The sequence below is a fragment of the Chlorobium sp. KB01 genome (genome assembly GCF_001975465.1).
Lineage (GTDB): Bacteria > Bacteroidota > Chlorobiia > Chlorobiales > Chlorobiaceae > Chlorobium.
On sequence record NZ_MPJE01000066.1, the window covers coordinates 13328 to 27341 of the forward strand.

The 14014-nt window shown below is 49.7% G+C and carries 12 protein-coding genes and 1 pseudogene; 5 read left to right on the forward strand and 8 right to left on the reverse strand.

What is annotated here, in order from left to right; translation table 11 throughout:
* Positions 1-61: 61 nt before the first annotated feature.
* The 3 genes from BOO20_RS06545 to BOO20_RS06555 all read right to left on the reverse strand — a co-directional run bounded on the left by BOO20_RS06545 (position 62) and on the right by BOO20_RS06555 (position 2898).
* The gene (locus tag BOO20_RS06545) at positions 62-610 is read right to left on the reverse strand and encodes an outer membrane protein (protein WP_076791506.1); all 549 of its coding nucleotides are present in this window, start codon (positions 608-610) and stop codon (positions 62-64) included.
* 88 nt (positions 611-698) lie between these two features.
* Positions 699-1460, reverse strand: coding sequence for a patatin-like phospholipase family protein (locus tag BOO20_RS06550; RefSeq protein WP_076791508.1), 762 nt, complete (start codon positions 1458-1460; stop codon positions 699-701).
* 61 nt (positions 1461-1521) lie between these two features.
* Positions 1522-2898 (reverse strand): aldehyde dehydrogenase family protein, encoded by a 1377-nt coding sequence (locus tag BOO20_RS06555; protein WP_076791509.1) that lies wholly within the window; start codon positions 2896-2898, stop codon positions 1522-1524.
* 194 nt (positions 2899-3092) lie between these two features.
* Between BOO20_RS06555 and BOO20_RS06560 the strand changes: the two genes are divergently transcribed.
* From BOO20_RS06560 to BOO20_RS06580, 5 genes and pseudogenes are all read left to right on the forward strand, one after another.
* A complete protein-coding gene (locus BOO20_RS06560) occupies positions 3093-3848 on the forward strand; it encodes a TerC family protein (protein WP_076791511.1) in 756 nt (251 codons plus the stop codon).
* Between the two features lie 131 nt (positions 3849-3979).
* On the forward strand, positions 3980-6403 hold the full coding sequence (locus tag BOO20_RS06565) for a Lon protease family protein (RefSeq protein WP_076791512.1): 2424 nt from the start codon (positions 3980-3982) through the stop codon (positions 6401-6403).
* A gap of 18 nt (positions 6404-6421) precedes the next feature.
* The gene (locus tag BOO20_RS06570) at positions 6422-7276 is read left to right on the forward strand and encodes a universal stress protein (RefSeq protein ID WP_076791513.1); all 855 of its coding nucleotides are present in this window, start codon (positions 6422-6424) and stop codon (positions 7274-7276) included.
* A 169-nt stretch (positions 7277-7445) separates the two neighbouring features.
* Positions 7446-8324, forward strand: a complete 879-nt coding sequence (locus BOO20_RS06575) for a site-specific DNA-methyltransferase (protein ID WP_076791514.1) — start codon at positions 7446-7448, stop codon at positions 8322-8324.
* Positions 8284-9020 (forward strand): annotated as a pseudogene (locus tag BOO20_RS06580) (PmeII family type II restriction endonuclease). Before BOO20_RS06575 ends, BOO20_RS06580 begins: the two are co-directional and overlap by 41 nt.
* A gap of 72 nt (positions 9021-9092) precedes the next feature.
* On the opposite strand, the gene BOO20_RS06585 reads toward BOO20_RS06580, so the two are convergent.
* From BOO20_RS06585 to BOO20_RS06605, 5 genes are all read right to left on the reverse strand, one after another.
* Positions 9093-9893: an RNA methyltransferase gene (locus tag BOO20_RS06585; RefSeq protein ID WP_076791516.1), complete on the reverse strand. Its 801-nt coding sequence runs from the start codon at positions 9891-9893 to the stop codon at positions 9093-9095.
* Positions 9890-10699 (reverse strand): hypothetical protein, encoded by an 810-nt coding sequence (locus BOO20_RS06590; RefSeq protein ID WP_076791517.1) that lies wholly within the window; start codon positions 10697-10699, stop codon positions 9890-9892. The genes BOO20_RS06585 and BOO20_RS06590 overlap by 4 nt, the downstream gene beginning before the upstream one ends.
* Before the next feature lie 122 nt (positions 10700-10821).
* Positions 10822-12018 carry a M48 family metallopeptidase gene (locus tag BOO20_RS06595; RefSeq protein WP_076791519.1) on the reverse strand — a complete coding sequence of 399 codons (1197 nt, stop codon included), beginning with the start codon at positions 12016-12018 and terminating at the stop codon, positions 10822-10824.
* 311 nt (positions 12019-12329) lie between these two features.
* Positions 12330-13163, reverse strand: a complete 834-nt coding sequence (locus BOO20_RS06600) for a caspase family protein (RefSeq protein WP_076791520.1) — start codon at positions 13161-13163, stop codon at positions 12330-12332.
* A 383-nt stretch (positions 13164-13546) separates the two neighbouring features.
* Entirely contained in the window at positions 13547-13918 is a 372-nt protein-coding gene (locus BOO20_RS06605) for a hypothetical protein (protein WP_076791522.1), read from the reverse strand.
* Positions 13919-14014 lie beyond the last annotated feature (96 nt).

Below are 14014 nucleotides of genomic sequence, written 5' to 3' on the forward strand. Positions count from 1 at the left end.
AATCAATACCCGTTTACTGAACCGCTCAGCCAGCTAAATGAACACCCGAAGTCGGCTCTTTTCAGAGTCCGATTCTCAAACCAAGCGACACATTATGACTACCGATGCTGTATCGGCTGTTTCCGGTAAGCTGCGGATCGGAAGCTGAAAAATACCGGTACCTGAGATCAATGTTAACCAGAGGCGAAACACTGAATCCTGCTCCGGCACCTGCCTGCCAGGCAAAAACCCTGTCGCTGACCGTCTTGCCGGCTCCGTTATCATCATTGAACGTTGCCACACCAAGACCGGCAGTTACAAACGGTTTTACCTGTGCGAGCGGCAGCTCAAGATCATAATAGCCATTGGCCATATAGGTCGTCATGGAGATATCCGCAAGAGAATTTTTGAGCGCATTTTTCTGATATCCGAGCTCAGCTTCAAACCGGTATCTGCCACGGTCAAGTCCGGCAGCGCCGGTAAGCGCATAACCGGAATCATAGTACCTGTCAATAGAACTCAGCATGGCAAGCCCGCCGGAAAAACTCGCATAGGGCATGGCAGCATCGGCGGTACCGCCTGTAGCGGCAAGTGCAAGCACTCCAAGCACTATTCCATATAATCTCTTCATCAGTGACCGTTCTCCGTTACAACGTTAAAAAAACGCCTGCTTTTACCGGTAAAGTAACACATTACAAAGAGCTTGCCAAGCTATGGAGCTACCGGTTTTCACCAGCCCATCCGCTCAATACGGGCAGAGCAGCACGGTAACCCGCATCCATGAGATCCGGCACCTGGCTGACATCCAGAAGGCTGAATCCCGAAAGATCCGGCAGAATCGATAAATCTGCATCTGCAATCTGTAAGGCAGTGGTATTGATGATGGTACTGTAAAAGGCATTGAGCAACAGGTCAATAATGTTGTCGGGCTTTTTATAGCAATGGGAAGCAAGCAGATCAACACAGATAACCGATTCAGCACCACCTTCGATCAACGGAGAGACCGGAACATTTTCCATAAGAACCCCATCGACAAGCAGCACCCCGTGATAATCTACAGGCTTGAAAACACCCGGAATACAACTGCTTGCCATAACGGCCATAGCTACATCGCCTTCGGTAAAAACAAATTTCCTGCCCGCTCCGATATCAGTAGCTACAATTGATAGCGGAATCCGGGCATCCCTGATATCCCGTTTTCCAAGCAGATCAGTGACCATCGTCCCGAATTTCTTGTTTGACAGAAGACCGAACTGAGAAAGAGCCAGACCCGAAAGATCAACCCAGTCGATAGCAAGGGCGATATCACGTATCTCTTCCCAGCTTTTTCCGAAAGCGTAGAGTGCCGCGATAAATGCACCGATACTGGTACCGCTGACCATAGAGAGGTGAATATCCAGTTCACTCACGGCCCTGAGTACTCCTACATGGGCTGCACCGAGCACCGCTCCACCTCCGAGCGCAAGCGCTGTTTTTTTCATAATTTTCCGAAGAAACCGGTTTTACGTTTAAAGGAGCACGCTGATTATCCTGCCATCGCCCCTACTGAAAAAGGGTAACAAGCATTTTAAGCAACCTGAACTTCAACCTGCCGTAAGGCGGATAGCGCAGAGCGGGATCAGGATTGAGTGAACGCTCCAGAATACTCCGCTGAAAAGAGAAGGTATCAAAGCCAGCCCTGCCGTGATAAGCACCAAATCCGCTGCTGCCGAGACCGCCGAAAGGAAGATGGTGCATGCTCGCCTGAAAGAGCAGATCATTAATACAGACTCCGCCCGACCTGGAGTGCAGCAACACCTTCTCCTGCACGCTCTTGACAGAAGAAAACAGATAGAGTGCAAGGGGTGCTTTTTCTCGCCGGATGCAGCTCAATGCTTCTTCAATACCGGTATAGGCAATAACCGGAAGAAGAGGGCCGAAAATCTCCGACTGCATAAACGCGGAGTCCATGGAGGACCCCTGCAAAATAGTCGGCGGGATGTAACACTCGCCATGGTCGGTAAAAACTCCTGCAGACGGCACCGAACCTGCAAGCAGCTTTTCAAGCCTTAAAAAATTATATGCGTTTCCGATACGGGGAAAATCAGGGCTTGAACGGGGATCATCACCGTAAAAATCGGCAAGTGCCTCATGCATATACCTGATCAGCTCAGCCTCTTTCTGTTCTTCGACCAGAACATAATCCGGTGCAATACAGGTCTGACCGGCATTTAAAAACTTTGCCCACACAATACGCCGCGCAGCCACCCGGAGATCGCCCGATCCATCCACAATACAGGGACACTTCCCGCCAAGTTCCAGCGTCAGGGGTGTCAGATGTTTCGCCGCCGCATGCATGACCTCCCTGCCGGTCATCCGGCTTCCGGTATAAAAAATATAGTCAAACCGCTCTTCCAGCAGGGTGCGGGACTCTTCAACCCCGCCCTCAACAACACAAAGCGCACTCCGGTCAAGATAATCTCCAACCCCTGAAGCAATGACCGCTGAGGTATACGGCGCATGTTCCGAAGGCTTTACGACCGCACAGTTACCCGCAGCAATTGCGCTGATGAGCGGAGCAAGCGTAAGGTTCAGGGGGTAGTTCCATGCGCCGATGATCAGCACAACACCATATGGTTCGGGGCGGTAATAAGCTGTTGCCGGCTGATAGAGGAACGGAACAGCAACCCGTTGATGCTTCATCCATGATTTCAGATGCTTCAGGGCAAAGCGGATTTCACTCCGGAGGTATCCCGTCTCAGTCAAAAAAGTCTCTGCCGCTGACTTCCTGAAATCAGCATGGAGTGCCGCAGCGATCTCTTTTTCCCGTTCAACAAGAAAGGTTTCAAGCGCCAGCAGTTGTGAGCGCCTCCATGTAAAATTGCGTGTGGTGCTCGTCTCAAAGGTGGTTCGCAACAACGCAGTAACAGAATCCCTCATAACAGATTGTGATAACCAGGTTCAACCCCTGCTTTCAGAAAAAACGCCATGACGGGGCTGTAGAAAACAATGTAATGAAATCACCGGAACCTGTCCTGCTCTCCTACACACTGTTTGCCGGATGGAATCCTGTTCGGTACATTACGGTTTGATACAAACATGATACAAACACCTGCAACGCTTATTACGCAACTATGGAATGGATCACACAGCCGGAAGCATGGATCGCCCTTGCAACCCTTACGGCGCTTGAAATTGTTCTCGGCATTGACAACATTATCTTTATTTCGATTATAGTCGGACGGCTGCCGAAAAACCAGCAGCAGAAGGGAAGAATTATCGGGCTTGGTCTGGCCATGTTGACCAGAATAGCTCTCCTGCTCTCAATCACCTGGGTTATGGGGCTCACTGCCGGCCTTTTCAGCGTTCTTGAGCACCATGTTACCGGCAGAGACCTTATTCTGATCGGCGGCGGTCTCTTTCTGCTGGCAAAAAGCACCCAGGAGATCCACCAGAGCCTTGAGGGGTCGGAAGAGGAGAAAAAACGCGCCTCAGCCGGCAGCTTTGCCGTCACCATGCTGCAGATAGCCGTCATCGACATTGTTTTTTCGCTTGACTCCGTCATCACTGCGGTCGGTCTCGCCAAAGATGTGGAGGTGATGATTATCGCCATCATGATCTCGATCGGCATTATGATGGTTGCCTCAAAATCCATCAGTGATTTTGTCGAGGAGCACCCGACCATCAAGATGCTCGCACTCAGCTTTCTTATTCTTGTCGGCGTCACCCTGCTTGCCGAGGGTGCCGGTTTTGAGATACCGAAGGGGTACATCTATTTTGCCATGGCCTTTTCCGTTTCGGTTGAAATGCTCAACATCCGTCTCCGCAAAAAAACCGCAACACCGGTACATCTGCATCCGACGATGAACATTGACGGGGAGAACGCATAATCGGTGCTATGGATACAACAATTGCCCTTATGCAGTAGTTGAAACCTCCGCAAACGTTATAACGGTTGTGGAGGTTTTGTATTTTACAAGGAAAGCCGCGACCAGGATCAACCCAAACAGGAGCGATCACGATGTCTCTTCCAGAAAAGCTCTCTCCGGAAAAACTCTACAAAACCTGTAACCCCGGGGAATTCAGCTTCCTCAGTACAGCCGACCTTGACGGCCCGATAAAAGCCACCGGCCAGGATCGGGCCTTTGAGGCCATAGCCTTCAGCATGGGCATAAAGCATGACGGCTTCAATTTGTTTGCCCTCGGTCCAAACGGCACCGGAAAACAGACCGCAATCATGCAATTTCTTGCTACGATTGCCCCTCTCGCACCGGTACCATCCGACTGGTGCTATGTCAATAACTTTAAGCATCCGAGACACCCCGGGGCATTGAAACTTCCGCCAGGAAAAGCTTCAACGCTCTCCCGTGATATGGAGCACCTTGTCGAGGCGCTCCTGACCGTTATACCCTCGGCTTTCAGCAGTGAAGAGTATCAGGTTGAGGAAAAGAATATCCGCGAAAAATTTCAGGAACATCAGGCCGAAGCCTTTGAAGATCTCGAAAAAAAAGCTGCTGAACAGCACATTGCACTGATAAGAACTCCCGCAGGATTTGCCTTTGCGCCCGAAAAGAACGGAGAGGTACTCAAGCCCGAAGAGTTCATGAGTCTCAACAAAAAGGAGCGGGAGGCAATCGAGAAGGAGATCACAAACCTTAAATCGGCCATGCAGCTCATCATGGTCCAGATCCCGAAATGGCAACGTGAAACACAGGAAAAGATCAATGAGCTCAACCGCAACATTGCCAATTTTGCCGTCAAACCCCTGATGGCTGAACTCAAAAACAGCTATGCCTCACTCAGCGAGGTCATCGAATATTTTGAGACGCTGGAAAATGACATCATTGAAAACTTCGACCAGTTCCTTGAAAAAGAGCCCGATCCAAGAGAGATGCTGCTCGGGCTCTCTACCGGAAAATTTCAGCAGAAAGGCGCACTGCTCAACCGTTACCGGATCAACGTCATTGTTGACAACAGCAAGAGAGAGGGGGCTCCGGTCGTTTACGAAGACAAACCCGCCTGCCAGAATCTGGTCGGGGACATTGAACACATATCACAGATGGGCACCCTTCTCACCGACTTTACCCTGATCAAACCGGGTGCCCTGCACCGGGCGAACGGGGGCTATCTGCTGATTGATGCAAGAAGATTGCTGCTTGAGCCTCTTGCCTATGAAGCGCTCAAAAAAGCCCTGAGAACACGCCAGATTCGCATTGAATCACTGGCACAGCTCTACAGCCTTGTCAGCACAGTATCGCTTGAACCGGAACCGATTCCGCTCGATATCAAGGTTATTCTTATCGGGGAGCGCCAGCTCTACTATCTGCTCAACGTCTACGATCCTGACTTCAGTGAGCTGTTCAAAGTCGCTGCGGATTTTGAAGATGAACTCCCCTTTGACGGTGACGGAAAGCTTGCCTACGCCCGCATTATCAGCGCCATCGCCAAAACGGACAAACTTCGTCATTTTGACCGAGGTGCGGTGGCAAGGGTGATTGAGCACGGCAGCAGGATTACCGGGGACTCCACAAAACTGAGTGCGCACCTGCAAAGCATCAGCGATCTGGTACGGGAAGCCGACTACTATGCCGCATCGGCCAAAAGAAAGCTGGTCAAAGCAGCCGATGTTCAGAAGGCCATTGATGCAAGAGTGCTGCGCTCTTCCAGAATCCAGGAAAAGATCAGGGAGGCAACCCTGAAAAACGCTATCCTCATCGATACGGAGTCGGAAAAAGTCGGCCAGATCAATGGACTGGCCATCTACTCACCCGGAGGTCAGAGCTTCGGGCACCCCGGAAGAATAACGGCAAGAGTCCGGCTCGGGAAAGGAGAGGTTATTGATATTGAGCGGGAAGTAGAGATGGGCGGACCGATCCACTCAAAAGGAGTTTTGATCCTTTCAGGCTTTCTCGGGGCAAGATTCGCCATCGATCAACCGCTCTCGCTCTCCGCATCCCTTGTGTTCGAGCAGTCATACAGCGGAGTGGAGGGCGACAGTGCATCGTCAGCCGAGCTCTATGCACTGCTCTCGGCCCTCTCGGGAGTACCCATCCGGCAGTGGTTTGCGGTAACCGGATCGGTGAATCAGTTCGGTCAGGTTCAGGCAATCGGCGGAGTCAATGAAAAAATCGAAGGGTTTTTCGACCTCTGCAACGCAAGGGGACTGAGTGGAAAACAGGGAGTACTGATACCAGCTTCAAATGTTGACAACCTCATGCTCCGAAGCGATGTGGTCAATGCAGCAAAAAAAGGGCGTTTCTCTATCTATCCGGTGACCCATATTGATGAAGGCATTGAGCTGCTGACCGGCGTTCCGGCAGGCGTATTGGATAAATCCGGCAACTACCCCCCCGGTAGCGTCAATGGCATGGTTGTAGCGAAACTGAAGGAGATGGCAGAAAAAATCAGAAAATTCACGGCATCGTCAAGCGATGACGAAGATTAACCATGCACAGGAACAACAATGAAACTCCTGATACCGCCCGAAGAGCATACTATACTCTTCCGCCATATCACCGTAGCACTCGACTGCTCGCCACACAGCCTGGCTTCACTGACAGCCGCAGCCGAACTTGCCCGAAAGATGCATGCCGACCTGACCGGCATTTTTGTCGAAGACATCAATCTGTTCCGGATGGCCGAACTCCCCTGCAGCCATGAAATACGGATGTACACCCCGGAACCGGAAAAAATCGATACGCTTCAGCTCGAACGCTCGGTTAAAATCCAGGCAAAAAAGGCTGAAAGCTCCCTGCAGCGTGTCGCAGGAGAGTGTAACGTGGAGTACTCATTCAGGGTCTGCCGTGGTGTGGTAACCGGAGAGGTGATCGCTGCCGCACTTGAAGCAGATCTGCTTGTTCTCGGCCGCAGCGGACGCTCGCCCTCATGCCGGAAAGGACTTGGCTCAACAGCAAGAAAAGCACTTGCAGAAGGCAAAAAGCCGCTCCTCTTCATGCGCCCCGGAATTCCCGCAAAAGCAGGGCCGATACTGGTTCTCTATGACGGTTCGGAAGGCTCAAACCTCGCACTCTCAACCGCTCTGGCACTTATGGAAAAAGAGCAAATACTCCATATTCTGATCCTTGCAGAGAGCTATGAAAAAAGCCTTGGGATAGAGCGTGAACTATCGCAAAACAGGGTTCTCGCCGATACCGTTGCCGAGTACCACCATCTGCCACCAAAAAACGGAAAAACCCTTGAGCGCTACATCCGTATGGCAGCCTCCGGCATGCTTGTTCTCAGCGACAGCATGAATCTTCCCCGTGAGTCAGTCCATGAACTTGTCCGGGAACTCGACTACCCCGTACTGCTTGTATAACAGAGTGGTGAGGGATGAGTGGATAAGTGGGAATGAATTTCGTATACCATCATGAGTTTCAGATTTTTGAAATTCCGGCGCCTCCGTTAAATCAGAAAAAAATGTAAGTTTCATCCAGCACGATATGACTCGTAACCTGTGAACACCTTACAGCTTTGAACATTTACAGATGGAAATAAGAACTGATCTCTACCTTGGGGACTGCACTGAACTGCTCAAACAGTTGCCGGATGACTCGGTAGATTTGATATTCACCTCCCCACCCTATGCTGACCAGCGAAAGCAAACCTATGGAGGATTTCATCCTGATGATTATGTCGAGTGGTTTTTACCGATATCCCTGCAACTTTTGAGAGTACTCAAGCCCACAGGTACCTTTGTTTTGAACATCAAAGAGAAGGTTGTCAATGGTGAACGCAGCACCTACGTGATGGAACTCATTCTGGAAATGAGAAAACAGGGGTGGCTCTGGACTGAAGAGTTTATCTGGCATAAAAAAAACTGCTATCCCGGGAAATGGCCCAACAGGTTCAGGGACTCCTGGGAACGACTTATCCAGTTTAACAAAAACAAGCAGTTCTATATGAATCAGCAGGCTGTTATGGTTCCTATGGGTGATTGGTCGAAAAGCCGGCTCAAAAACCTGAGCGATACCGATAAAATCAGAGATGAATCGAAGGTTGGCAGCGGGTTTGGAAAAAACATTTCAAACTGGATTGATCGGGAGATGGCCTATCTGACCAATGTGCTGCATCTCGCCACAGAGTGCAACAATAAAAAGCACAGTGCGGCATTCCCGGAAGATCTGCCTGAATGGTTTATAAAGCTGTTCACAAAGGAAGGCGATACCGTACTTGATCCCTTCATGGGTTCCGGCACTACAAATGTAGTTGCGCAAAGAATGAAGAGGCACTCCATCGGTATTGAAATAATGGAAGAATACTACGCGGTGGTAGTAAAAGAGTTGAAACCCGTTGAACTCTATCTGCTTGAAAAAAAGGATAACTATGACCCCACTTGTACTGAGCGACGTATCAGCGTACGTTGAAGAGAACATTGGAACTTTTCACCAGAAAAGAATCGCAACACTTAATAACCTGAGCCTGTCGAGGGTGCTGAAAAGAAAAAATCCGTATCTCTTCAAGGCAAAGTCTGTACAGACTGCCCAAGAAATAGTCAAAGGGCTGGTGGATGCACATATCTCGTCGAACGAGGAGACTGTTTTGGCGACTGGCTTGAAGGGCTGGCCATTTTTATCAACAGCAAGGTTTATGGCGGATGGAAATCAGGTATCCCCGGAGTTGACCTTGAGTTTGACAGGGATGGCAAACGCTGCATTGTCAACATCAAGTCCGGGCCGAACTGGGGAAACAGCAGCCAGATTGCCAAAATGAAATCGGACTTCAAAACAGCGGCAAAAACCCTGCGCACCAGTAATTCAGGAGTTCAGATTGTTGCCGTCAACGGTTGCTGCTATGGCAAAACGATAAAAGCCGACCAGGGCGACTACTTCAAATATTGCGGGCAGACCTTCTGGGAGTTTATCTCCTCTTCACCCATGCTCTACACCGAACTCATCGAACCATTGGGGCATATGGCCAGACAGAAAAATGAAGAGTTTCTTCAATCCTATGCCTGCATGCTCAACAGGTTCACGCGACAATTTGGTGACGAGTTTTGTGAAGAGAGCGGAACCATAGACTGGAAAAAGCTGGTGGAGTTTAACTCTTCAGCCTCCCGGTAGATGGAAATGAGGGATGAGTGGAAAGTGATGAGTAGAAAGTGGTGAGTGATGAGAAGAAAAAAAATGCCGGAATCAGGCGAGGGCCATTCGTTCGATGAGTATGGCGGCTGAGATGGCGGCGTTGAGCGATTCCACACCTGCTGTTTTTCCCGAGTGTGGTATCCGGACAAGCCGGTCGGAGAGCGTCTGAACCTGTTCACTCACCCCGTTGGCTTCATTGCCGATGACCAGCACCTGTTTTTCAGGCCGGGAGCTGAACTCCCTGAAATCCTTTCCCTCAAGCGAAGCGGAAACAATACAATAACCAAGCGCCTTGAGCCGCTTGAGTTCATCGGCAATATGTTCAACCCCGTAATGAGGTATGGCATAAATGCTTCCGGCTGAAGAGCGAACCGTTTTCGCGTTGTACCGGTCAACCGTTCCTCCACTGCAGATCACGCCGTCCGCTCCGAACCAGACCGCTGTTCTGAGTATGGTTCCCACATTGCCGGGATCCTGTACATCATCAAGCACAACTATAAAGGATGCCCCCTTTTTTCCTTCACCGAAGGGCTCCGGATCGGGCTGCTGTCGAAATACACCGAAGACACCCTGAGGAGTTGTGGTCTGGGCAAGCTGCGAACACTCTTTGTCACTTATCGAAAAAACTTTTCCGCTGAAAGCGTGAGCAAAACCCATATCATCCGACTGCGTCTCACGAATCAGAAGGGCAACAAGCATCTCTTCATCCGGAAGGTTCCGGCAGAGTTCGGTGACGGTGCGAAGCCCTTCTGCAAGAAAAAGCCCCTCCCGCTCCCGCTGTTTTTTCTGATGGAGTCTTGTATATTTGCGCAGTTTTTCCTTGCTGAGCGACTCCCGTTCCTGCCGCTTCATACGTTCGTGCCCGGTTTTTTCAGCTTTGAAAAGACCGCCTTGGGGTCATGCGAAAAATCCGACGGCATCGGGCCGGTTCGCTTTGAAAGGGCTTCACTGTCAAGCTCAACACAAAAACCGTCATCTCCTTCACTCTCTGTACTGCTCATGCTTCGCTGGATATAGAGATCAAAACTCTCGCTGTCAAGCGAAAAACCGTCGATGACACACTCTTTTTCACCAATACTACCGGTTTCATCCCGGTTCTGGAGGCACTCCGCTTCAGCCATCTGACTGAGCCGCTGAATCACCTCCTCTCTTGAAAAACCCTCACCCCTGCCAAAACCGGCTTTGGCCAACTGCCTCCTGAATGCGGCATCATCAAGCTGCTCCAGCGTCCGGAGAAGGGTTCCGAAACCGCCATACATCCGGGCAACCTCCCTGATCATCCCGTCAAGTGAATCAATATTGAGCGATGCAGGTTTGGTGTCGCTGCCAACAGGTGCCGGAGCCTGAGCTCTCACCTTTGCACTCCGCGCAGCATGATCACCGGTAAACTCGTCGTCAACCGAGTACTCCTTCAGACGATCCTGCATGACTCCGGCACTTTTCTGCCGCAGACGGCGCATGGAAACGGACTCAATCTCCGGCCGCTCCCGTAACAGAAGCTTTGCAACAATCACCATACCCGTCAGCGCAACCGCAACGATAAAAGTGAACAGTATCAGCTCAAGCCGGAATCCATAAAACGTTACAACCAGAAGCTCGGCAGCAATGAGTCCGGCAAAAAGAAAAAGCAGAAGTTTCAGAAAAAATCGTTCCTCCATATCATTCAATACCCTCGAATTATACCGTTAAAAGCTTTAAAAGAAAGAAGAACCGGAACCGATAACAATACAACTCCCTGCCGGTTCCGGCCATTCAGTAAATGTACATGTTATTTTTTCAATCAAGCCTGAAGGCAGGGATATTTTTCGATCCAGGCCTTCAAAAACCGCTCCTGTTCCTTTTTTCTGACAGCATATTCATTCTGCCCTATATGAAAGTTTCCGGCTCTTTTGGTTTCAGGAAGACGGACAGAATCCGGCATGTCAAAAAATCGATCATGAACAAAGCATGATTGACGAACAAAGCTCCAGACAGCGTCCCGCAAAAACCACTGGTCGATGTTGGGTGTTTCAACCGCTCTGGAGGTGTAGCCATCAGCCAAAGCCGAGAGTGATGGCAGAACTCCTGCCACACCACCCCACATACCCGCCAGCATCAAATCCGTATGCGTCCACCAGTCTCTCATGACATGGAACCATTTATCGGAATTCAGCCATTCAAAAACGGCTCCGGCTTCACGCATACCAATAACCGAATCCACATCGCGAACCATAAAGTAGCCAACCGAAGGATCATCTGCCACAGCAAACCGCCAGCAGAGTCTGGTTTTAATATCAGCGCTGGAAGGTTTTATGACAACCTTCCCGTTCAGTATCTGCAGCAGCTCAATAAATGGTTGCGGTACGGAATTATCAACATAAAACCGGAGCTCCCAATCAGGATAAAACTCTGGAGCCAGAAGCAGATTACGGAGTGCTCCGCGTAAATATCTATGGTTGGTTCCCCACAGGGAGAAGGCTATAACACTCTTTTTATCATCTTTCGCGGCAAACGTTTGAGTTTTTCCCTTCGGAAGTGACCAGTTTTCAGGCAGGGATGGCGCGGCACTATCCTTGATTTCAAGCGATTTTGTTCCTGCTCGACGGGCACTGGTGAATTGACCAAGATTAGCGTATGCATTTGCCAGAATATCGTAAGCAAGGCTGTTGGCCGGATCTTTTTTGATTACCTCTTTTGCACGCTTGACGGCATCCTCGCTCTTCCCTGAACGGGAGTGACAAACCGCCGCGTTGAGTAAAACCTGTAAATTAGCCGGAGTGCGGGTTCGCTGCTGCTCAAGAATCGTTGCGGCTGAAGGATAATCATTGACAAGAAAAAAATAATAGGCCAACTGTAACACCAGATCAACCGGTTTTTCCTCCGACTGAATGGCATTGATTTCGCCGATGGTTTCCTGAATAGCTTCAGCGCGGTTATTACTTAACCATTTTTGATGTGCGGATGCATTCCATCCGGAAGGAATCGTGGTAGTAGCCATATCAAGAATCTTTCTTTGGGACACCTCTATTTAATTGTATCGAAACCCGGCTGACTTGAAGCTCAAAGGGGAGTTCAGCAAATTTACAAGATATTGTTCAAATAGCAGGCGTCAAACTACTGATCAGCCTCACCGTGACCTGATACTCCCTGAAGCAGCGTCGCAGCAAAAGGATTTTTGCCATGAGATGGCCGCCTTAATGACAAAGAGACCTCCATGTTTCTCCTTCCTGATAAAAACGTAAAAGGGAAGAGGCTGCCCGAAAGTCGCCTCTCCCCTCTTGTAAAAACAGTTATGCCGTTAAAGCACCATCAGCCGGGTTTCAACTGGCGCTTCGTGGCCTCACACTCAAGTTGCGGAATCTGGTTGTATTTTCCCTTCTTCAGGTCGGCACGAATTTTGACCAGAAGATCTGCCCTTGAGAGTGCATTCTTGCATGCATACATCTGCTTGCAGAAATAGTAGGTGAATGCTCCATGCCAGCCCCCGGCAATATTGGCATCAGCACTTGTCTGGTCGGCACGGCAGGCTGCCCAGAGGATATTATGAACCATACCTTTTTCAAGCAATCCGTGACGAAGTCCGCGAGACCGCCTGCTGTCAACCTCAAGGAACGCTTTGAGAGAAGGGGGCGGCAGATATCGCGGAGTGCGGTCAAGCAGCATGTCAATCGCCTTCAGACCGGTACCGCTGTGGCAGGTATCGAGATAGACTTCAAGAAGCACATTCTCAGGCAACTGAATAAAAAGATCACGCAGCTCATCATCAAGGATAATGTGATTCTTGTCCCACTGGTTTCCGGACTGGGCCAGGTCATAAGGACAAAAGGCCTCATCGGCCCGGTCGGGCTCATCACCGCTCAGATCCGGTACCTGTGTGCCATGGCTTGAGAGGCTGAAGATCAGATAGGTATACTTCCCGGCCTTGGCTCCATCCACCATCGCTTTCAGGCTGCTTATAATGGCAGCTTTTGTAGCCTGGGCATCCGTAAGCACCGTGATATCGCTTTTTTTAAAACCAAGCAATTTCTGCAAAAGCGCTGACATCTCGTTGGCATCATTGACACAGCCCTGCAACGCTGCACTGGGAAAGTTCTTGAATTGATTGATTCCGACACACAACGCCTTTTTTTTCGAAGCGGCCATAGCTATCCTCCTTTATGGTGAGCTGACATAATGAAAAAAGAGACCCGGCAACCAGCAGGTCGAGCCATTTTAACAATACATGATTACTGAAAAACCGTTTGACTCGATTTCAACAAGTTTCTGCTGCTGAAGTGAAGGTCGTAACTGATTTCGCGTGAGAAATGCAGAAGTTTTGAGGAGTGAAGGCTGATAGCTCACCACATCAAAACACCGGTTTGCGATATCAGTTGTAATATAGAGTGCCTGTTAACGAAATCAAATGCAGTATGCCGATCTGTCTTACAACAGGTGATAGCCAGTACAAATAATAGAAGGTCTCTCGTTCAGCAGACTGTTCGTTCTGCTCCAGCAGAGCATTGTGGTAAAAACACTGCCTGGGAATGTCAAGCCGTTTTCCAGTCAAAACCAACTACTTTTCCATTAAGCTCATCCGGCACGAAATAATAGTGATCAGTTGGGGTATGAATCCCCAGGAACTTGGCCTTCCAAAACACAAAATGAGCTGAATCGGTAAATTTACTGATCGCAAGCTTTATTGTTTTTGGGCCATGGTCTGCATCCTGGGTTTCAACCCAACCAATACTTTGGTCATAAACACCGGAAATGGTGTCCACTGCTTTCCACCAGGTGACTGCCTGAGCGGTACTGAGACTGATAGTGATATAGCCAACCTCTCCGGCACCGTAGGTCAAGGTAACGTCATCACCATCAACTTTGATCGTAGTGTTTTTGTGGGGTAGCGCATAGATTGCCATGGTGGTGTCCTTCTTTTTTTATTAATTATATTACTAAATAACAACACGTTACAGATTAATTCGTGTTTTCTGCGAATCAATGCGTTATATGCTGTT

Coding starts and splice junctions, on each gene's coding strand:
- BOO20_RS06545 (WP_076791506.1), bottom strand. CDS start 610: ATGAAGAGATTATATGGAATAGTGCTTGGAGTGCTTGCACTTGCCGCT.
- BOO20_RS06550 (WP_076791508.1), bottom strand. CDS start 1,460: ATGAAAAAAACAGCGCTTGCGCTCGGAGGTGGAGCGGTGCTCGGTGCA.
- BOO20_RS06555 (WP_076791509.1), bottom strand. CDS start 2,898: ATGAGGGATTCTGTTACTGCGTTGTTGCGAACCACCTTTGAGACGAGC.
- BOO20_RS06560 (WP_076791511.1), top strand. CDS start 3,093: ATGGAATGGATCACACAGCCGGAAGCATGGATCGCCCTTGCAACCCTT.
- BOO20_RS06565 (WP_076791512.1), top strand. CDS start 3,980: ATGTCTCTTCCAGAAAAGCTCTCTCCGGAAAAACTCTACAAAACCTGT.
- BOO20_RS06570 (WP_076791513.1), top strand. CDS start 6,422: ATGAAACTCCTGATACCGCCCGAAGAGCATACTATACTCTTCCGCCAT.
- BOO20_RS06575 (WP_076791514.1), top strand. CDS start 7,446: ATGGAAATAAGAACTGATCTCTACCTTGGGGACTGCACTGAACTGCTC.
- BOO20_RS06585 (WP_076791516.1), bottom strand. CDS start 9,893: ATGAAGCGGCAGGAACGGGAGTCGCTCAGCAAGGAAAAACTGCGCAAA.
- BOO20_RS06590 (WP_076791517.1), bottom strand. CDS start 10,699: ATGGAGGAACGATTTTTTCTGAAACTTCTGCTTTTTCTTTTTGCCGGA.
- BOO20_RS06595 (WP_076791519.1), bottom strand. CDS start 12,018: ATGGCTACTACCACGATTCCTTCCGGATGGAATGCATCCGCACATCAA.
- BOO20_RS06600 (WP_076791520.1), bottom strand. CDS start 13,163: ATGGCCGCTTCGAAAAAAAAGGCGTTGTGTGTCGGAATCAATCAATTC.
- BOO20_RS06605 (WP_076791522.1), bottom strand. CDS start 13,918: ATGGCAATCTATGCGCTACCCCACAAAAACACTACGATCAAAGTTGAT.